The sequence below is a fragment of the Paenibacillus validus NBRC 15382 genome, from assembly GCF_004000985.1.
GTDB classification, from domain to species: Bacteria; Bacillota; Bacilli; order Paenibacillales; family NBRC-103111; genus Paenibacillus_G; species Paenibacillus_G validus.
The window spans coordinates 1-19,506 of the sequence record NZ_BIMH01000029.1 but is presented as its reverse complement, the minus strand read 5'-3'; the positions used below and the strand labels follow the sequence as shown (position 1 = coordinate 19,506).

16 protein-coding genes are annotated in these 19,506 nt (G+C 56.1%); 2 read left to right on the top strand and 14 right to left on the bottom strand.

All coding sequences use genetic code 11. The features are described 5' to 3' along the window. Window positions 1-89 precede the first annotated feature (89 nt). Genes PVA01S_RS17520 through ftsE form a run of 3 tightly spaced genes read right to left on the bottom strand, consistent with a single transcriptional unit; the run spans window position 90 to window position 2,941 of the window. The gene (locus PVA01S_RS17520; RefSeq protein ID WP_127608685.1) at window positions 90-1,316 is read right to left on the bottom strand and encodes a murein hydrolase activator EnvC family protein; all 1,227 of its coding nucleotides are present in this window, start codon (window positions 1,314-1,316) and stop codon (window positions 90-92) included. Window positions 1,317-1,347: 31 nt separating this feature from the next. After that, complete coding sequence (gene ftsX / locus PVA01S_RS17515; RefSeq protein WP_127608684.1) at window positions 1,348-2,265, bottom strand: permease-like cell division protein FtsX; 918 nt, start codon at window positions 2,263-2,265, stop codon at window positions 1,348-1,350. Continuing rightward, window positions 2,255-2,941, bottom strand: a complete 687-nt coding sequence (ftsE, locus tag PVA01S_RS17510; RefSeq protein ID WP_054798385.1) for a cell division ATP-binding protein FtsE — start codon at window positions 2,939-2,941, stop codon at window positions 2,255-2,257. Before ftsE ends, ftsX begins: the two co-directional genes overlap by 11 nt. A gap of 378 nt (window positions 2,942-3,319) precedes the next feature. Between ftsE and PVA01S_RS17505 the strand changes: the two genes are divergently transcribed. Further along, entirely contained in the window at window positions 3,320-4,813 is a 1,494-nt protein-coding gene (locus PVA01S_RS17505) for a VanW family protein (protein WP_127608683.1), read from the top strand. A 126-nt stretch (window positions 4,814-4,939) separates the two neighbouring features. On the opposite strand, the gene argH is transcribed toward PVA01S_RS17505, so the two are convergent. The 5 genes from argH to argB all read right to left on the bottom strand — a co-directional run bounded on the left by argH (window position 4,940) and on the right by argB (window position 10,716). After that, the gene (gene argH / locus PVA01S_RS17500; protein ID WP_127608682.1) at window positions 4,940-6,355 is read right to left on the bottom strand and encodes an argininosuccinate lyase; all 1,416 of its coding nucleotides are present in this window, start codon (window positions 6,353-6,355) and stop codon (window positions 4,940-4,942) included. A gap of 13 nt (window positions 6,356-6,368) precedes the next feature. Continuing rightward, window positions 6,369-7,607 (bottom strand): argininosuccinate synthase, encoded by a 1,239-nt coding sequence (locus PVA01S_RS17495; RefSeq protein WP_127608681.1) that lies wholly within the window; start codon window positions 7,605-7,607, stop codon window positions 6,369-6,371. Window positions 7,608-7,680: 73 nt separating this feature from the next. Next, the gene (argF, locus tag PVA01S_RS17490) at window positions 7,681-8,640 is read right to left on the bottom strand and encodes an ornithine carbamoyltransferase (RefSeq protein WP_127608680.1); all 960 of its coding nucleotides are present in this window, start codon (window positions 8,638-8,640) and stop codon (window positions 7,681-7,683) included. 68 nt (window positions 8,641-8,708) lie between these two features. After that, window positions 8,709-9,899, bottom strand: coding sequence for an acetylornithine transaminase (locus PVA01S_RS17485; protein WP_127608679.1), 1,191 nt, complete (start codon window positions 9,897-9,899; stop codon window positions 8,709-8,711). A 34-nt stretch (window positions 9,900-9,933) separates the two neighbouring features. After that, a complete protein-coding gene (argB, locus tag PVA01S_RS17480; protein ID WP_127608678.1) occupies window positions 9,934-10,716 on the bottom strand; it encodes an acetylglutamate kinase in 783 nt (260 codons plus the stop codon). Window positions 10,717-10,767: 51 nt separating this feature from the next. Between argB and PVA01S_RS17475 the strand changes: the two genes are divergently transcribed. Continuing rightward, window positions 10,768-10,977 carry a hypothetical protein gene (locus PVA01S_RS17475; RefSeq protein WP_127608677.1) on the top strand — a complete coding sequence of 70 codons (210 nt, stop codon included), beginning with the start codon at window positions 10,768-10,770 and terminating at the stop codon, window positions 10,975-10,977. Window positions 10,978-11,094: 117 nt separating this feature from the next. Here PVA01S_RS17475 and argJ read toward each other — a convergent pair whose 3' ends face one another. From argJ to hpf, 6 genes are all read right to left on the bottom strand, one after another. Next, on the bottom strand, window positions 11,095-12,324 hold the full coding sequence (argJ, locus tag PVA01S_RS17470; RefSeq protein ID WP_054797843.1) for a bifunctional glutamate N-acetyltransferase/amino-acid acetyltransferase ArgJ: 1,230 nt from the start codon (window positions 12,322-12,324) through the stop codon (window positions 11,095-11,097). A 22-nt stretch (window positions 12,325-12,346) separates the two neighbouring features. After that, entirely contained in the window at window positions 12,347-13,396 is a 1,050-nt protein-coding gene (argC, locus tag PVA01S_RS17465) for an N-acetyl-gamma-glutamyl-phosphate reductase (protein ID WP_127608676.1), read from the bottom strand. A 145-nt stretch (window positions 13,397-13,541) separates the two neighbouring features. Continuing rightward, the gene (locus PVA01S_RS17460) at window positions 13,542-14,423 is read right to left on the bottom strand and encodes a YitT family protein (RefSeq protein ID WP_230876240.1); all 882 of its coding nucleotides are present in this window, start codon (window positions 14,421-14,423) and stop codon (window positions 13,542-13,544) included. 297 nt (window positions 14,424-14,720) lie between these two features. Next, window positions 14,721-15,840, bottom strand: a protein-coding gene (gene prfB / locus PVA01S_RS17455; RefSeq protein WP_127608675.1) for a peptide chain release factor 2 whose coding sequence is annotated in 2 segments (ribosomal slippage) — window positions 14,721-15,767 and window positions 15,769-15,840 — 1,119 coding nt in all. Because the reading frame shifts where the segments join, the coding sequence is not laid out codon by codon here. A 103-nt stretch (window positions 15,841-15,943) separates the two neighbouring features. Next, on the bottom strand, window positions 15,944-18,448 hold the full coding sequence (gene secA / locus PVA01S_RS17450) for a preprotein translocase subunit SecA (protein WP_127608674.1): 2,505 nt from the start codon (window positions 18,446-18,448) through the stop codon (window positions 15,944-15,946). Window positions 18,449-18,800: 352 nt separating this feature from the next. Beyond that, window positions 18,801-19,355: a ribosome hibernation-promoting factor, HPF/YfiA family gene (hpf, locus tag PVA01S_RS17445; protein WP_054800137.1), complete on the bottom strand. Its 555-nt coding sequence runs from the start codon at window positions 19,353-19,355 to the stop codon at window positions 18,801-18,803. Window positions 19,356-19,506: the final 151 nt, after the last annotated feature.

Here is a 19,506-nt window from a genome sequence, read left to right as displayed (position 1 = left end):
CCAGTCAAAGCCGGTTGTCCATTCACACTTCTTACATAACTTGTCTTTCTAGTTTATGACAAGCCCTGCCGAATTATGAACAGCGTCCGTTATCTTAAATAAGGTTTAGGATCGACGGGAGATTCATTAATCCGCACTTCAAAGTGAAGGTGATTCCCCGTCGAACGTCCGGTCGAACCGACCTCGGCGATCTTCTGGCCCCGCTTGACCGTGTCGCCCTTCTCCACGACGATGCCGTCGTTACGGATATGACCATACAGCGTCCATACTCCTTTGCCGTGGTCAATGATCACCGTATTCCCGTATCCGCTCCACCAGGAAGCGACGATGACGACGCCGTCCTCGGCTGCCAGAATGCTCGTTCCTGCCGGAGAAGGAAAATCGATACCGTTATGCGTAGACGATCTGCCTGTAAAGGGATCCTTGCGGGTTCCGAAATCTGATGACATATTGACGACTTTAGGAAGCGGATAGCCAAACTTCCCTCCGCTGTACGTATACACCGGCCCCGCCGCCTTCGCGCCCTTCGACTTAGCCGCCTCCGCCGCTTTGGCCTCTTGGAGCGCCCGCTGCTTGGCCGCCTCCTGGCTGGCCACCTTCACGAGCTGTGCCTCCACTTCCTCGCTGATATCCTCGAGCTCCTTCTCCTTCTGAGTCAGGCTCGCGATCTTCACTTCTTTCTCCTTCTCCTTGACCAGAAGATCGGCCTTGACCGCCGAAGTCTCCGCATACAAATTTTTTACCTCGGCGAGCTGTTTCTCAATCGCGATCCGTTTCTCGTCAATCGTGGCGCGGTCGCGCTTGTTCGCTTCCAGAATCTTTTTGTCCTGATTTACGATAGAACGCAAAGCTTCAAGCCTGTCCAAAAAATCGCTGAAATTGGTCGAGCTCAGCAGCACATCCGCGTACGAAACGACCCCGTTCATATACATCAGACGAAGCCGCGACCGGAGCATCTGATCGCGGGAGGTCACCCGCGTCTCGGCTTCTTCGAGCTGTTTCGCGTTTTCTTTCAGCGTTGCCGAAACTTCGGCCACTTTATCGTTCAATACGTTCAAGCTTTTATTCGTTTTGTCGATTTGGTCGAGAAGCGCGTTGATGTCGTTTGACGTTTGCTGCTTTTCCCTCGTAACTTGCGTTATTTGCTTCTCCGTCTCGTTCACCTTCTGCTGAACGGCGGATTTCGTTTTCTTCAGCTGGTTAAGCTCCTGCTCAATGCGCTGCGAAGCGGTCAATGCAAACCCGGCCTGGGGCACAATCGTAGCTCCGATAAGGCTTAAGGACAAGACAAGCGGCAGAAAAGACTGTTTCAACACCCGTTCCTCCCCAACAGTTGGTCTTTCAAGCTTACACTCTCAAAAACTTACGCACCGACAACACGCTTCCCCAAATGCCGATCATAACGCCAATGCCGATCAGCAGCACGGACGTCTTCCATGCGATATCATCGAAGGGCAGCAGCTTGATCAGAAGCAGATTCAAGTCCAACTGGATGGACCGCATCATCTGCCAGTAGCCGTACAACAGGATGCCGACCGGAATGACCGAACCGATAATGCCGAGCAGCGCTCCTTCGATAAAGAACGGCCAGCGAATGAACGAGTTCGTCGCCCCGACCAGCTTCATGATGGATATTTCGCGGCGCCGTGCGACAATTGTTATTTTAATTGTATTGGAAATTAAGAACATCGCCGTCAACGCCAAAGCCGCGACAAGCACAAGACCGACATTACGAACGATCGTGGTTACCTTGAACATCGTTTCGACGGTGCCTTGGCCGTAGCTGACGCGGTAGATCGGCTTGGCCGGCTTGCCTTCGTTCAATTTGTTAATTTCGCCGGCAACCGCAGCTACTTCTCGCGGTTCCGACACCTCGACGGTAAACGAATCGTTCAACGGATTGTTGTCGCCATTGAAGCCTTCAAGCAGCTGTTTGCCGCTCTCCCCAAGCTTCTCGCGCAAATACTCGAGTCCTTCTTCCTTCGACACGAATTTCACTTTATTGACCTTCGGCATGGCAGCAATTTCATTCTGCAGAAGTGCAATTTGATCCTGCGGCGTATTTACTTCCAAATACACGCGAATTTCGACCTGCTGCTCGATTTGTTGCGCCAAAAAATTCACGTTGAGCGACAGCAGCAGAAATACGCCTAATATAAACAAGGAGATCGTAATCGAGCTGATCGACGCGAACGACATCCAGCCGTTACGCAGCACATTCTTGGTCCCTTCGCGAAGGTGGCGTCCGGCCGTGCTAATCTTCATAGCCGTACTCACCTCTCACTTCATCGCGCGCGATTTTCCCCGATTCGATGGCAATGACGCGCTTGCGCATCGTGTTTACGATTTCTTTGTTATGCGTAGCCATGACGATCGTCGTGCCGCGAAAGTTAATTTCTTCCATCAGCTTCATAATGCCCCATGACGTTTCCGGGTCCAGGTTCCCGGTTGGCTCGTCCGCAATAATGACGGACGGATTATTGACTATTGCCCGGGCAATAGCGACGCGCTGCTGTTCGCCGCCGGACAGCTGTGTCGGCAAGGAGTTTACTTTGTCCTTGAGTCGGACAAGCTCCAGCACTTCGAGCGTCCGTTTCTTAATAATTTTCTTCGGCGCTTCGATCACTTCCATCGCGAAGGCGATATTCTCGTACACCGTAAGCTTGGGCAGCAGGCGAAAGTCCTGAAAAATAACGCCGATATTGCGGCGAACAAACGGAATTTTACGCTGCTTCAGCTTCTCCAGATTAAAACCGTTAACGAAGATCGCGCCCTTGCTCGGACGCTCTTCTCTATAAATTAATTTCATGAAAGTCGATTTTCCCGCACCTGACGGACCGACGACATAGACGAATTCGCTTTGATCCACCTTGACGTTAATGCCTCGAAGGGCATGGGTGCCGTCAGGATACGTCTTCCAAACGTCCTGCATTTCGATCACGGTATCACATCCTGATTTTTTTAGCTGATCGCCATGTAAGTTTTAGTCTTAAACGCGCATCAGCTTTGACAAACGGGCAATTCCTTGCAAGACAAGGACGACGCAGCCGTTTATCTTGGCATCACTTATCGACAATTTACTTCTAGCCTTTAATAGTTCGACACAAACGCCTAAAATCCTTTAGTCTGTTGTGAATTTCTACATATTGCCACAATTCATTTCGCATTCGGAGCAGCGCTTGCCTTTACGGCGGTCAAAGCGCATCGATTCAGCGGGGAACTGTCGGCTCCCGATCCAGGCAGTGGCAAGTTTCGTCCGACACTCGCATACATTTGAAACTATTAAGTACGAGCTTATTTGGACAAAGGAGACCCGCTTATGCATACCTGGAACCGAATACTCGGTCCTGTTGCCATTGGCGTCTTAGCCACGGCCTTGGTCGGCTGCGCGGCTTTCGCCGCTTACGGCTCCTCTTCCCGCATCCCTGCTGGCGTTCATCTCGGAAACTGGCCTGTCGGCGGAATCACGTACGCCGAGTTCGATGCGCAAGTGAGCCAGCGCAAAGCCGCTTTCCTCGGCCAGTCCGTGAAACTGTCAGTACCACCGGCAGACGGGACCGGAGGCGGCAGCGCGCAGCTCACGCTCGGGCAGCTGGGGATCGAGCTGGACGAACAACCGCTGCGGCAGCGGATCGCAAGCCTGCGGGAAGGCTCGCTGTTTCACCGCGCCTGGGCGCGCTGGCAAGCAAGGGGGAGCGACTGGGCGATTCGCCCGGTCCTTGCGCCAGAGAAGCTTGGAGCTGCGCTGCAGGAAGCGTTCGCGCCCGTGTACCGCGAACAGCCGAAAGACGCCGTCCGGATCATCCGCCCGGACGATACGATCGACTATGCGCCGGAAAAACCGGCCCGGCGCATCGATGAGCCGCAGCTTGGGGAACGGCTCGCTGCCGCGCTGCCCGCATGGGAGGTGCAGGTGGCCGACGCGGCCTCCGCGCCGCCCCTCGCGCTGGACGTGCCGATGCGCACGGTGAACCCGGCGGTGACGGTCCAGTCGCTGCAGCAGCAGGGCATTGTGCGCAAAATCGGCGAATTCGCCACCCGCTACCCGCCGGCTGCCGGTTCCGCCGCAGGCTCGGCAGGTAGACTGCATAACGTGCAAGCGACAGCCGCCTCGCTGCAAGACGTCCTGCTCGCGCCCGGCGCCGTCTTCGATTACGCTCCCTTTATCGAACAAACGGAGAAAACAGCCGGCTACCGCGAGGCGCCGGTCATCGTCAACGGCAAGCTCGTCCCCGGCATCGGCGGAGGCATCTGCCAGGTCTCGTCGACGCTGTACAACGCCGTGCTCCGCGCCGGACTCACGATTGTTGAGCGGCGGAACCATTCGCTGCCCGTCAGCTACGTGCCGCTAGGTCAAGACGCGACGTTCGCCAGCGGCCATATCAACTTCAAGTTCCGTAACAGCACGAACTTCTATATGTTGATCCGCACCTATGCGGACGGAAGCGAGCTGAAGGTCAAGCTATTCGGGCAGACACCTCCCGATACGACCTTTGATGTCGAATCCGTAACGGTCGACACCTTGCAGCCTTCGACAAAATATGTGCACAACCCGTCGCTGCGCAAAGGCAAAAGCGAAATCGTCGTCAAAGGAAAGCCCGGCTACATTGTCGAAACTTACCGTATTCAGAAGAAGAACGGGAACATTATCGGCCGGGAGAAAATATCGAGAGACACCTATGCCGCACAGCCGACCGTCATTGCGATCAATACGGGTTCCGGCTCCGGAGCGGATCGCTCGTCCCCGCATCCTACCGGAGATTCGCCCGTCCCTTATGTCGAGGACGGCGTAAAGGGGCCCAGCTTCCGTTAATGCATACGGCAGCCGTTAGCCTGTAAACCGATCAATAAAAAAAACCTGCGGAAGCGGTTCCGCTCTCTTTCGAGAGACCCGAACCGCTTCCGCAGGTTTTCTGCGCTTTATAACTTCAGGCGCGACTTATCTGCTTTTCGCGTAAAACTCATCAAACCAAGCGGTCGAGACCGCAAGCGCCGCTTCCGCCCGTTCGACAGCCGCGCTCACCTGCGCCGTAGCCGTTCCGCCGTACACGTTGCGCGCATTCACGACACTCTCCGGTTGGAGCACCTGGTAGATGTCTTGATCGAACAGCTTGGAGAACTGGTGATACTCCTCCAGCTTCAAGTCGAGCAAATACTTGTGGTTTTGGATGCAGTAGAGCACCGTTTTCCCGATCACTTCATGCGCTTGACGGAATGGCATGCCTTTGTTAACCAAATAGTCCGCAATGTCGGTCGCATTGGAGAAATCCTGGTTCACGGCTTGTCTCATCCGGTCCTTATTCACCTTCATCGTCGCAATCATCGGCGCATACAGCTGCAGCGCGCCCTGGAGCGTGCGAACGGTGTCGAACATGCCTTCTTTGTCTTCCTGCATGTCCTTGTTATACGCGAGCGGCAGCGACTTCAGCACGGTCAGCAGTCCGAACAGGTTGCCGTACACACGACCGGTTTTGCCCCGCACGAGCTCGGCAACGTCCGGATTTTTCTTCTGAGGCATGATGCTGCTGCCCGTACAGAAGGCGTCGTCCAATTCGACAAACCGGAACTCCGTGCTGGACCACATGACAAATTCCTCGCTCAGCCGCGACAAGTGCATCATAATCATCGAAGCGTTCGACAGGAACTCCAGTATAAAATCCCGGTCGCTCACCGCATCGAGCGAGTTCTCGTACACGCGATCGAACCCAAGCTGCTCGGCGACAAAATGGCGGTCGATCGGGAACGTCGTCCCGGCCAGCGCCCCGGCTCCGAGCGGCAGGACGTTGACGCGCTTGTAGCTGTCCTGCAAACGCTCGGCGTCGCGCTGGAACATCGACACGTAGGCGAGCAGATGGTGCGCGAACAAAATCGGCTGCGCCCGCTGCAGGTGGGTATACCCCGGTACGATCGTATCCAGGTTATTCTTCGCCTGCTCGATCAGCGCTTCCTGCACTTTGTTCAGCAGTCCGACGAATTCCACGACCCGCTTGCGCAGCCACAGGTGCATATCGGTAGCCACTTGGTCGTTCCGGCTCCGGCCCGTATGCAGCTTGCCGCCGACCGAACCGACTTCGTCGATCAGCGCTTTCTCGATATTCATATGAATGTCTTCATCGCTGACCGAGAATTCGAGCTCGCCGCGGCGAATCATCCCTTGCACCTTGAGAAGCCCGTCTTTGATTTTCTCGACATCGTCCGCCGGCAGAATTCCGCATTTGCCGAGCATGGTGACGTGCGCCATGCTGCCCTGCACGTCCTCCTCGGCCAACTCCTTGTCAAACAAAATAGAAGCCGTATATTCTTCGACCAATTGGTCGGTTTTCTTCGTAAATCGTCCGCCCCAAAGCTTCGACACGTATTATTGCCCCCTATTTCCCGTCGTTCTGATGGACGCCAGCCGCTACGCGCAAACGGAGCGCATTGAGGCGAATAAAGCCTGTGGCATCGCCTTGGTCGTACGCTTTCGTCGGATCGGCTTCCATCGTCGCGATGTGCGGGTTGTACAAGCTGACCGGGCTTTTCACGCCGGCGCCGATGACGTTGCCCTTGAACAGCTTCAAGCGAACCGTACCCGTTACATTCTTCTGGCTCTCGGTCACCAGCGCTTGAATGGCCAGACGCTCCGGTGCGTACCAGAAGCCGTTGTACACGAGCGAAGCATATTTCGGAATCAAGGAGTCGCGCAAGTGCATCACTTCGCGGTCCATCGTGATCGACTCGATCTTACGGTGAGCGGTGAACAGGATCGTCCCGCCCGGCGTCTCGTACACGCCGCGGCTCTTCATGCCGACGAAGCGGTTTTCGACCATGTCGACGCGGCCCACGCCGTGCTTGCCGCCGAGTTCGTTCAGCTTCTCCATGATGTGCAGCGGAATCATCCGCTCGCCGTTGATCGCAACGCAGTTGCCTTGCTCGAACTCAAGCTCGATGTATTCCGCTTCGTCCGGCGCATCCGCAGGATCGACGCTGAGCAGGAACATGTCCTTGTTCTCCGGCGCGCTCGGATCGAACCAAGGATCCTCCAGCACGCCGCTCTCGTAGCTAATGTGCAGCAGGTTGCGGTCCATCGAATACGGCTTCGCGGCGGAAGCCGTCACGTTAATACCGTGCTTCTCGGCGAAGGCGATCATTTCGGCGCGGCCCGGGAACTCCTCGCGGAAATTTTCCAGCCGCCATGGCGCGATGACTTCGACATCCGGCGTCAAAGCCGCGGCTGTCAATTCGAAGCGCACTTGGTCGTTGCCTTTGCCCGTCGCCCCGTGCGCGATGGCGGTAGCGCCTTCCGCGCGTGCGATCTCGACCATCCGCTTCGCGATCAATGGACGCGCAATGCTCGTGCCAAGCAAGTACTGCCCTTCATACAGGGCGCCCGCCTGGAACATCGGGAAAATGAAGTCGCGCGCGAACTCTTCGCGCAGGTCGTCGATGTATACTTTAGACGCGCCGGTGTTCAGCGCTTTTTCCTCAAGACCGTCGAGCTCATCCTTCTGTCCGATATCGGCGGTGAAGGCGATTATTTCTGCGTCGTACGTTTCCTTCAACCATTTCAAGATGATGGACGTATCCAACCCGCCCGAATACGCCAATACGATTTTTTGCTTTGCCATGTCGTTCCCGCTCTCCTTCTGATTTATCCTCACGCTTTCGGTTATACCTTACGCGCCTGGCTTCCGGCGATGATTACATAATAGCGGCCATAACCGCTTTCTGGGCATGCAGCCGGTTCTCCGCTTGATCGAAAATGACCGAGTTTTTGCCGTCAATGACACCTTCCGACACTTCTTCCCCACGGTGCGCCGGCAGGCAGTGCATGAACAAGTAATCCGGTTTCGCGTATTTCACGAGCGCCTCGTTCACCTGGTAATCCTTGAACGCGATTTCCCGCTCCTTCTGCTCGGCTTCAAAGCCCATGCTCGCCCACACGTCCGTATACACGACGTCCGCGTTCGCCACCGCTTCTTTCGCATCGGTGCCTACATAAATGCCGGCGCCCGTCTTAGCCGCCATTTCGCGCGAAAGCTCCAGCACTTCGTTGTCCGGCTCGTAGCCTTTCGGCGTCGCTACGGCAAAGTTGATACCCAGCTTGGCTGCGCCCATCAAGAGCGAGTGCACCATGTTGTTACCGTCTCCGATATAAGCCACTTTGAGGCCTTCGAGGCGGCCCTTTTTTTCGAGTACGGTTTGGTAGTCCGCCAGCGCCTGACAAGGGTGGGACAGATCCGTCAGCCCGTTGATGACCGGGACCGTGGCGTTGCGCGCCAGCTCGATGACCGTCCGGTGCGCATAGGTCCGGATCATGATGCCGTCGAGGTACCGGGACATTGTCTGCGCCGTATCGTGAATCGTTTCGCCGCGGCCGATCTGCAGGTCGTTCCTGCTCAGAAACAGCGCATGGCCGCCCAGCTGGTACATGCCCACTTCAAAAGACACCCGCGTCCGCGTCGAAGACTTCTCAAAAATCATCCCCAGCGTCTTGCCCTTCAACGGCTGGTACGTCTCTCCCGCTTTCTGCTTCCGCTTCAGCTCAATCGCCAAATCGATCAAATACCGGATTTCCTCCGACGTATAGTCCACCAACCCGATAAAATCGCGGCCCTTCAATTGTACCGCCATATCTTCCTGCTCTGCCGTTTCCGTCATGGATGCAGCTCCCTTCACTTTCACAAAGTAATCGCCAATTCTGCTTTGCTTGAAACGTTCAGGCTCTTCTATACCGCTGCCGCCGCCGCTTTCGCCAACGTCTGGCAGATCGTGTCCAGTCCGCGGTCGATGTCTTCCTTGGAGATCAGCAGGCTCGGGGCCAAACGAATGACGTTCGGTCCGGCCGGCACGACAAGCACGCCTTGCTCGTGAATCGACTTGATCAGCTCCGCGCCGGATCCCGTCAATTGGATGCCGATCAGCATGCCCAGTCCGCGGATCGTCTCGACGAGCGGATTGCCGGCGAGCCTGCTTTTCAACTCGCTCATGATATAACTGCCCATCTCAGCCGCACGCTCCGACACGTTCTCCTGCAGCATCGTCTCCAGCGTCGCCAATCCGGCCGCCGTGGACAAGTAGTTGCCGCCGAACGTCGTCCCGTGGGAGCCGGCCGCGAAAGCGGTACGCAGCTTCTCTTTCCCGAGTAGCGCCCCGATCGGCATGCCGCTGCCCAGCCCTTTCGCCAAGGTCACGAGGTCCGGCTCGATGCCGAAGTGCTCGTAAGCGAACAGCTTGCCCGTCCGGCCGATGCCGGTTTGGATTTCATCCAGAATGAGGAGCAGGCCGTGCCGCTCGCACAGGTTCGCTACAGCCTTCACGAAGTCCGGATCGGCTGGGATAACGCCGCCCTCGCCTTGGACGAGTTCCAGCATGATGGCGCACGTTTTCCCCGTGATGAGCTTCTCCACCGCATCCGCGTCGTTGTACGGCGCATATACGAAACCCTCCGGCAGCGGGGAGAAGCCTTCCTTCACCTTATCCTGCCCGGTTGCCGTCAACGTAGCCAAGGTCCGTCCGTGGAACGACATGTTGAAGGTGATGATCTCGTAGCGCTCCGGCTGGTTAATGACCTTCTGATAGTATCTGCGGGCGATCTTGATCGCCGCTTCGTTCGCCTCCGCTCCGCTGTTGCAGAAGAAGACGGCGTCTGTGCAGCTGTTCTCCACAAGCAGCTGGGCCAGCCTCTCCTGCCCCGGGATGTGGAACAGGTTGCTCGTGTGCCAGAGCGTATCCACCTGCTCCTTCAAGCGCTCGGTCACCTGCTTCGGCGCATGCCCGAGGTTCGTGACGGCTAAGCCGCACATCAGGTCCAGGTACTCCTTGCCGTTCTCATCCCACAACCGGCTGCCTTCCCCCTTCACAAACGTAAAAGGATATCTGGCGTAATTCGGAAACAATGCGCTTTGAGCCTCTCCCATGTCGTTCACTCCTTTATATGTGAAAATAATTTCTCTACGCTTTGACGATGCGGGTGCCGATGCCTTCACCCTTCAGCACTTTGCTTAACACTTGCGGCTCCGATCCGTTCACGATCACAACCTCGCGCACCTCGCCTTGAATGCACTGCACGGCTGCACGCACTTTCGGGATCATCCCGCCGTAAATATCGCCGCTTGCGATCATCTCGTCGATTTCCCGCACGGTAACGGAAGGCAGCACCCGCTTCTCGCCATCCACCGTCTTCAGGATGCCCGGCACGTCGGTGACGACGATCATCCGCTCCACGCCGAGATGCGATGCGACCGCTCCGGCCGCCGTGTCGGCGTTGATGTTGTACCGCTGTCCGCCGTCGGCTCCGATGCCAACCGGCGCAATAACCGGCATGTAGCCCATGCCGACAATGCCTTGAATGAGCTCGGCGTTCACACGCGTCACGTCGCCGACGAGTCCGACTTCGTGCGCGTTCGCCACAGGCTGCGCCTGAATGAGATGGCCGTCCACGCCGGACAGGCCGACCGCGTTCGCGCCGGAGCGCTGAATGTTGCGCACGATCTGTTTATTAATTTGCCCGGCCAGCACCATCTCGACGACGTCGAGCACTGCCTCGTTCGTTTTGCGCAGCCCGTTCACGAACTCCGTCTCGATGCCCAGCTTGCCCAGCGTGTCCGAGATCGCCGGACCGCCGCCATGCACGATGACGGGAATTTCGCCTTCGGCCTGCAGCCGGGTCAAGTCTTCGAAAAAGACGTCCGGCAGCGCCGCTAATGTGCTGCCGCCGCATTTCATTACAAACATGTTCGCATCCCCCTCTTTCCCCCTTCCCGAAGGCGGAGGACCCTGCGCACTTTGCCCCAAGCCCCCGAAAAAGTACGTGACTACCACGTGGCCGCCGTTGATGAGACGTCGGTGTGTGGGATCGCTTCTCGCACCGTGCCGGTACACGCTTACCAGTCGGCGTTCTTCCGGTACGGGGGCCTGGGAGCTATGCGCTACTTCTTGTGTATCGTTCGGGCGGCCTGCAAGGAGCCGCGTTATGCCTTCGTTATGAAGCTTTAGTTCGAGCACGGGGTTGCTTATCATTGGACGGATTCGCCGCGTCCTCGATAAGCACAGTCCTTCCACGGCCGCGATAAGCCGCAGCCCCCACATGCTCAAACGAGTACATCCAACAACCTAAGTCCGATAAGCGGCGTTAATCCGCACATAGTCGTACGTGAGGTCGCAGCCCCAGGCTGTCGCCGAGGCGTCGCCCATGTTCAGGTCGACGTAAATTTGGACGAGCTCGCCTTTGAGATACTCGGCCGCGCGCTCCTCATCGAATTTCACCGGGCGGGATTGCTCCAGCACCGGAATATCGCCGAGGCGGATATCGACCGTCTCGGTTTGGACGGGATAGCCCGCGCGCCCGACGGCTGCGATGATGCGGCCCCAGTTGGCATCCGCGCCAAAGCATGCCGATTTCACGAGGCTTGAGCCGATGACGGTCTTCGCGATGGCACGGGCCGCTTCACGGGATTCGGCATGCGCCACCGTCACTTCGATCAGCTTCGTTGCGCCTTCACCGTCGCGTGCGATCGCTTTGGCGAGGTATTCACCGACGTAGTTGAAGCCGGCGGCGAATGCCGCCCAGTCCGGATGGTCCGGCGTCAAGCTATCGTTGCCCGCCAAGCCGCTGGCCATCGCTACGACCATATCGTTCGTGCTCGTGTCCCCGTCGACCGTAATCATATTGAAGGTAGAATCCGTAATATCATTCAGCAGCTTCTGGAGATGCGCGCTTTCGATGTTCGCATCGGTCGTCATGAACCCCAGCATCGTCGCCATGTTCGGGTGAATCATGCCCGAGCCCTTGGCCGCTCCGGCGATATGTACCGTTTGCCCGCCGACGGTGAGCTGCACGCACAATTCTTTCTTCACCAGATCCGTCGTCAAGATCGCTTGACAGAAATCGTCTCCGCCGTCAGCCTTCACCTGCGCCCGCAGCTTCTCGATGCCGCCCAGCACTTTGTCCATCGGCAGCAGCTCGCCGATGACGCCGGTCGACGTTACGCCGACCAGATGCTCGGCAACGCCGAACGCCTTCGCGCCCGCAGCCCGCATCGCCCGGGCGTCGTCTTCGCCCTGCTGGCCGGTGCACGCGTTCGCGTTCCCGCTATTGACCAGCATCGCTTGCAGCTTGCCTCCCTGAGCGATGCTCTCCTGCGTCACGCGCAGCGGAGCCGCTTGGAACTGGTTGAGCGTGTACACGCCCGCCGCGCTCGCCGGCACCTCGCAATAAATCGCGCCCAGATCATGGCGCTCCGTCTTTTTCAAACCGCAGTGCAGTCCGCCTGCTTGAAACCCTTTCGGTGTCGTCACCGAACCTTCAGGCACCACCACAAAATTATGTTGCGCTGTCGACATGTCCTTCCCCCGTCCTCCGCGTTTATGGATATACCGGGGTGAACGTCAGACCCGTCGTTTCATCCCAGCCCATCATCAAGTTCAAGTTTTGAATCGCCTGTCCGGCTGCCCCTTTAACCATGTTGTCTATGACGGAAATGATCGTCAAGCGACCTGTACGCGAATCGAGCGAAAGCCCGATATCACAATAGTTGGAGCCGAACACTTCTTTTGTCCCCGGGTACTTGCCCTTGTCGCGAATTCGCACGAACGAGCGTCCCTCGTAATAACTCCGGAACAAGTCGAAAATTTCGTCCTCGCTGCGCGCTTGCTTCAAGTTCACGTAGATCGTCGACATAATGCCGCGAGTCATCGGCACCAAATGCGTCGTGAACGTAATCGTCGCTTCTTCGCCGGCCAAACGTCCGATCGCTTGCTCGATTTCCGGCGTATGCTGATGACGGTTCACCTTATAAGCCAGAAAATTTTCATTAATTTCCGCGTAATGCACAACTTGGCTGAGTCCGCGCCCCGCGCCCGACACCCCCGACTTCGCGTCGACAATGACCGACTTCAAGTCAATCCAACGCTTGGCTGCAAGCGGAGCAAGCCCAAGAATGGTCGCCGTCGGGTAGCAACCCGGGTTGGAGATGAACTGCGCCCCGGGCACGTCTGCACCGAACAGCTCGCACAAGCCGTATACCGCTCTATCTAAATACGACGCTTCCGCCGGTTTATGCTTATACCATTGCTCGTACACCTGACCGTCCTTCAAACGGAAATCGCCCGACAAGTCGATGACCTTCAGCCCTGCATCCAGCAGCTTCGGCGACAAGTCGATGCTGACGCCGTGCGGCGTTGCGAGAAAAACAACGTCTGCTTTACCGCGGATGAGCTCAATGTCGATACCGTCCAGGCGCTCGGTCACGATCTGATTCAAATGCGGATATCCGTCCGCAATCGGCGCCCCGGAGGCAGACGACGAGATCACGGAAGTGATTTCCACATAAGGATGCGCAAGTAAAAAGCGAATGAGTTCCACACCGCCGTAACCGGTCGAACCGACGATAGCCGCTCTTAATTTCGTAGACATAGCCGTCCCTCCACTTAAAAAACTATGTATTATTATACATTCGAAGGTATAAAAATTCAATTTCTTTTTTCCCAACTTTTTTCATCGTAACCCAATGTCCGGCAGGGCGCAAGCCACTCTTACCCATGGTCGCCTCATTCATTCGTTAAGCCTGCCCCGCGATTTTGAACCCTTCACCGAGCACCTCGTTTGTATCGCTCAAGATGACGAAGGCGCCGGGATCGACCGCCCGTACAAGCTCCTTCAACCGGGTCACTTCCGTTTGGCCGACAACGACCATAAGTACCGTACGCGCCTCCCCGGTGTATCCTCCGGTTGCATGCAATTTCGTCAAACCGCGGTCCAGCTCGTATAAAATCACCTCGCGAATGTCCTCGGCCGCCTCCGAAATAATAAACGCCACTTTCGAATAACTTAGCCCCAACTGCACGACATTGATCGTTTTGCTGGTGACGAACAAGCCAATTAACGCATACATCGCATTCTCCGGCGAAATGAAGATGCCTGCCGCGACGATGACCGCCCCGTCGAGCAGCGCCACGCACAGCCCGAATCCGATTCCCGTATACTTATGTAAAACTTGCGCCGCCACCGAAAAACCGCCCGTCGAGCCGCGTCCCCGATAAACAAGCCCAATGCCTACCCCGAGCAGAATCCCCCCATATATACTGGCCAGCAGCACATTGCTTGTGAGGGAAGGCACGTTCCGCGTGACAAGGACCAGCAGCGGCAGAAGGACGGAGCCGATTGCCGTTTTGATCCCGAAGTTTCGCCCCAGCAGCAGCACCCCTATAAGAAACAAGGGAATATTCAGTCCCCACTGCGTAAATGCCGGCTCGACGCCAAACAGCTTTTGGACGATAATGCTTATGCCCGTTACGCCGCCCGAAGCCAACTGATTGGGATAAAAAAACAGATTGAAGCTTAGAGCGATCATGGAAGAACCGATCGCCAGCAGCATAAATTCCCAAGCCCTCCGCCACCCGCCCCGAAGCGCTTGGCGTCCTTTACGGCGATTTCGCCGCAAACGATCCGCTCTGGGTCCGAGCGGTTGGGCTGGAGCCGCCTGTGCATCCGCTTCCAGCTCCGGATTGGCCGAGAGCTCTTCCCACGGCCGGTTGTTCGACTCGTCCTTCTTCGTTTTCTTGCTTTTCTTCCGTTCGCTTCGTTTTTCCAAGGTCGTCACCCCGTTCCACGCGAAAAATCCTACACGTCAGCATCCGCCCCGTCGGCTTTATCCTTCCTCGGAGGCCGGACGACATCGCCCATTCCAAGCGGTTGCTTTCATGTAGGATCAGCTGGGTATCCCGAAATTATGTTGCGCTTAGCTATCTTTCGAAGGTTTCGCGATCTGCTGGCGCAAGTAGGCGTCGATGAACATATCCAGCTCGCCGTCCATAACAGCGCCCACGTTGCCCGTCTCCGCTTGCGTCCGATGGTCTTTCACCATGCTGTACGGGTGGAAGACATACGAACGAATTTGGCTGCCCCACGCGATATCGGACACTTCGCCGCGAATCTCCGCAAGATGCTTTTGCTGCTCCTCGATCTTCTTCTCGTACAGCTTCGAGCGCAGCATCTTCATCGCGCGTTCGCGGTTCTTGATCTGCGAACGCTCCGTTTGGCAGCTGACGACGACCCCCGTCGGTATGTGCGTAATCCGCACCGCCGAATCGGTCGTGTTGATGTGCTGTCCGCCCGCACCGGAGGAACGGTACGTATCCACCTTAAGGTCCTCGGTTCGGATCTCGACCTCGACATCGTCGTCAATCTCCGGCATGACATCGCAGGACACGAACGACGTATGACGCCTGCCTGAAGCGTCGAACGGCGAAATCCTTACGAGCCTGTGCACGCCCTTCTCCGCCTTCAAGTAACCGTAGGCGTTGTAACCTTTAATCAGCAGCGTCACGCTCTTGACCCCCGCTTCATCACCAGGCAAATAATCAAGCACTTCCACCTTGAAGTCCCGCTTCTCCGCCCAGCGACGGTACATCCGCAGCAGCATCTCCGCCCAGTCCTGCGACTCGGTGCCACCCGCGCCCGGATGCAGCTCCAGAATCGCATTGAGCTTGTCGTAAGGCTGGCTCAGCAGCAGCTGCAGCTCGAACGCTTCAAGCTTCTTCACCAGCGCGGCGATTCCCGACGTGATGTCGCCAACCATGCTCTCATCCTGCTCTTCCTGCAGCAGCTCGACCAGCACTTCGAGATCCTCATATTCGCTGGCAAGCGCCTGGAACTGATCGACACCGCCCTTGACGGCGTTCATCTCGGCAATCAGCTTCTGCGCCTTTTCGTTGTCATCCCAGAAATCAGGCGCCGACATCTTCTCTTCGTAATCGGCAATTTGCTCCAGCTTCAGATCTAAGTCAAAGAGACCCCCTAAGCTCAGCCAATCGTTTGGCCGTTTCTTGTAAATCCCGCTTCACATCTGCTTCTAACATATCTCATCGCACCTCTTATGCTTAATTTTGTTTGTCCTCGTGGAAAAAGGAGACCGGAGCCACGGCCCGACCTCCCCTTTCTATTCGCTGCATCAATCGCGGCTTATACGCCGTGACACTGCTTATATTTCTTCCCGCTGCCGCACGGACACAAATCGTTGCGGCCAATAACGTCCTTGTTGACGATCGGCTTCTTGACCGCAGGCTCGGCATTCGTCGCAATCTCATGCTCATCGATGACCGCTTCGCGTACCAGGTTCGTCTCCACGTGCGCCTTCATAACGTACGTCGCAACTTCTTCCTGGATGCTCTGAACCATCTCCTGGAACATCTCGTAGCCTTCGAACTGGTATTCACGCAGCGGGTCCGTACCGCCGTATGCACGGAGATGGATGCCTTGACGCAGTTGATCCATCGCATCGATATGGTCCATCCACTTGCTGTCTACGGCGCGAAGCACCACGACCTTCTCGAATTCACGGAAAAACTCCTCGCCGATCTGCTTCTCCCGCTCTTCATACAGACGCGTAACCAAATCCTTGATGTATTGAATAATATCTTCCTTCTCTTTGCCCCACAGCTCATCAGCCGTCAGTTGGCCTTCATGAAGGAACGTACCGTTGCCGAAGTCGACAATCGCTTGCAAATCCCACTCTTCCGGCACCAGATCGTCCGGGCAATGCGCTTCCACGATCCGGTCGATGACCGGGAGCATCATGCCGAGCACGATGTCGCGGATATTTTCCGATTCAATGACCTCGCGGCGCTGCTTGTAAATAATTTCCCGCTGCTGATTCATCACGTCGTCATACTGCAGGACCACTTTCCGCACATCGAAGTTGTTGCCTTCCACCCGCTTCTGCGCGGACTCGATCGCCCTGGAGATCAGCTTGCTCTCGATCGGCTGATCTTCCTCGAAGCCAAGGCGATCCATCATGCCCATGATGTTCTCGGCTCCGAAGCGGCGCATCAGCTCATCCTCCAGCGACAAGTAAAACTGGGAAGAACCCGGGTCGCCTTGCCGTCCGGCACGACCGCGCAGCTGGTTGTCGATCCGTCGGCTTTCATGACGTTCCGTACCTATAATATGCAGACCGCCGAGCTCCGCCACTCCTTCGCCGAGCGTGATGTCCGTACCGCGGCCGGCCATGTTGGTGGCGATCGTTACGGCGCCCGGTTGACCGGCGCGGGAGACGATCTCCGCTTCTTCAGCGTGATACTTGGCGTTCAAAACTTTATGCGGCACGCCTTTTTTCTTCAGCATCTCGGACAAGCGTTCGGAGTTCTCGATCGAAATCGTACCGACCAGCACCGGCTGCTTTTTTTTGTGACGTTCCACGATCTCGTTCACAACCGCACGAAATTTGCTGGCTACCGACTTGTATACAACGTCCGGCAAATCCTGACGGATCATCGGCCGGTTCGTCGGCACGACAATGACATCGAGGCCGTAAATTTTCTTCAGCTCTTCTTCTTCCGTCTTCGCCGTACCGGTCATCCCCGACAGCTTGCGGTACATCCGGAAGTAATTCTGCAGTGTGATCGTTGCCAGCGTCATCGACTCGTTCTGTACCTGCAGCTTCTCCTTCGCTTCGATCGCCTGATGCAAACCTTCGCTATAGCGACGGCCGACCATGAGGCGGCCTGTAAATTCGTCAACGATGACGATCTCGCCTTCCTGCACGACGTAATCGACGTCCAGCCGCATAATTGCGTGGGCTTTCAACGCTTGTTGAATATGGTGGTTCAAGGTTACATGCTCATGATCGAACAAGTTTTCGATGCCGAACGCTTTCTCCGCCTTCGCCACGCCTTCTTCGGTCAGCGACACACTGCGCAGCTTCACGTCGATGATATAATCCTCTTCTTCCTTCAGCTTGCTGACGAAGTGATCGGCCATGTAGTACAAGTCCGTCGACTTGGCGGCTTGTCCGGAAATAATGAGAGGTGTCCGGGCTTCGTCGACGAGGATCGAGTCCACCTCGTCAATGACCGCATAATAAAGCGGCCGCTGCACCATCTGCTCTTTATACACGACCATGTTGTCGCGCAAGTAGTCGAAGCCGAATTCATTGTTCGTTCCGTACGTAACGTCGCATGCATAAGCCTGCTGCTTTTCCGCATGCGAAAGCTGCGGCAGGTTAACCCCGACGGTCATCCCGAGAAATTCGTATATTTTGCCCATCTCGGCGCTATCGCGCGTCGCCAAGTAGTCATTGACGGTGACTACATGCACGCCTTTGCCCAGCAGGGCATTCAAATAAACCGGCAGGGTGCCTACCAGCGTTTTACCTTCCCCTGTCCGCATCTCCGCAATGCGCCCTTCGTGCAGCGTCATGCCCCCGATCAGCTGCACATCGTAATGACGCTTGCCGAGTACGCGTTTGGACGCCTCCCTAACAACGGCGAATGCCTCCGGCAGCAAGTCGTCGAGTTCCTCGCCCTTTTCCAGCCGTGCGCGAAACTCTACCGTTTTGTGCCGTAGCTCCTGGTCCGATAACACCTCAATGCTAGGCTCCAGCGAGTTGATATACTCAACGGCTTTCCACATCCGTTTCAATTCACGTTCATTCGAATCCCCAAAAATCTTCTTCACGAGTCCTAGCATGCTGCTAATCCCCTTCCTTTATCGAACCGTAATCCATAGACTAAATTGTAGCAGTTTGCGCCAGCCATCGCAACAAAACACTGGAATTAACACCATTGGATTAGTATCCCACATCCCGCCCAATTTACTTACGACGTCTTTATCGCCCAAGCATAGAACGGCTCTTAAAGTTCTGGCATGGAAGTCACACCCTTTAAACGCATGCGGCCCGAAAAGTTTCAGTACGCCTCGATGCTGGAGCTTCCCGAACTTTCCAAGATAAAAAAGAGCCCGCCTGAACGGGAGCGGCATCCAGGGATGCACGCTTCAGCGATCAGGCAAGCTCGGTTGTTTGCATGGGGTTAGAGCGGCATTAAAGCGCCGGTTCGATGAGCCCGTATTTGCCATCGTTGCGCTTGTACACAACATTGACTTGAGATGTGTCGGAATTTGCAAAAACAAAGAAATTATGGCCAACCATGTTCATTTGGAGAATCGCTTCGTCAATATCCATGGGCTTTAACGTAAACCTCTTCGTTCGGACAAGTTCGAATTCTTCCTCTTCATCAAGGACCGCCGCCGCACTCTGCTCGGAGCCGGAGCGGAACAGATCCTTCAGTCCTCCAGCTTGACGCACCTTGCGGTTCGCCTTCGTTTTCGCTTTGCGGATTTGACGTTCCAGCTTGTCAACGACCAGATCGACTGCCGCATACAGATCGGCGTGCTTCTCCTCCGCCCGCAGCATAAACCCGGTGAGCGGCACCGTGACCTCCACGGTTTGCATGCCTTTAACGACGCTTAACGTTACATGAACTTCAGATGTAGGGGGAGCTTCAATGTACCTTTCCAGCCTGCTCAGCTTTTTCTCAACATGGTCTCTTAATGCTTCCGTTACCTCGATGTTTTCACCACGAATGTTGAATTTCATGTACTACTCCTCCTTTCATTCCTACGCTATACTATATTCCCCTTCGCCCATTAAAAATCCTGCAAAATCTCGATTAAAGTTTACAAAATATTTAAATAATTTTATGTGCATTCTAAAAGTATAAGTAAAACCCTTCATTAAAGCCCTTTCA

Excerpts from the sequence above, each read along its gene's own strand:
- ftsX (WP_127608684.1), bottom strand. The coding sequence starts at position 2,265 with ATGAAGATTAGCACGGCCGGACGCCACCTTCGCGAAGGGACCAAGAAT.
- PVA01S_RS17505 (WP_127608683.1), top strand. The coding sequence starts at position 3,320 with ATGCATACCTGGAACCGAATACTCGGTCCTGTTGCCATTGGCGTCTTA.
- PVA01S_RS17495 (WP_127608681.1), bottom strand. The coding sequence starts at position 7,607 with ATGGCAAAGCAAAAAATCGTATTGGCGTATTCGGGCGGGTTGGATACG.
- argF (WP_127608680.1), bottom strand. The coding sequence starts at position 8,640 with ATGACGGAAACGGCAGAGCAGGAAGATATGGCGGTACAATTGAAGGGC.
- PVA01S_RS17485 (WP_127608679.1), bottom strand. The coding sequence starts at position 9,899 with ATGGGAGAGGCTCAAAGCGCATTGTTTCCGAATTACGCCAGATATCCT.
- argB (WP_127608678.1), bottom strand. The coding sequence starts at position 10,716 with ATGTTTGTAATGAAATGCGGCGGCAGCACATTAGCGGCGCTGCCGGAC.
- argJ (WP_054797843.1), bottom strand. The coding sequence starts at position 12,324 with ATGTCGACAGCGCAACATAATTTTGTGGTGGTGCCTGAAGGTTCGGTG.
- argC (WP_127608676.1), bottom strand. The coding sequence starts at position 13,396 with ATGTCTACGAAATTAAGAGCGGCTATCGTCGGTTCGACCGGTTACGGC.
- secA (WP_127608674.1), bottom strand. The coding sequence starts at position 18,448 with ATGCTAGGACTCGTGAAGAAGATTTTTGGGGATTCGAATGAACGTGAA.
- hpf (WP_054800137.1), bottom strand. The coding sequence starts at position 19,355 with ATGAAATTCAACATTCGTGGTGAAAACATCGAGGTAACGGAAGCATTA.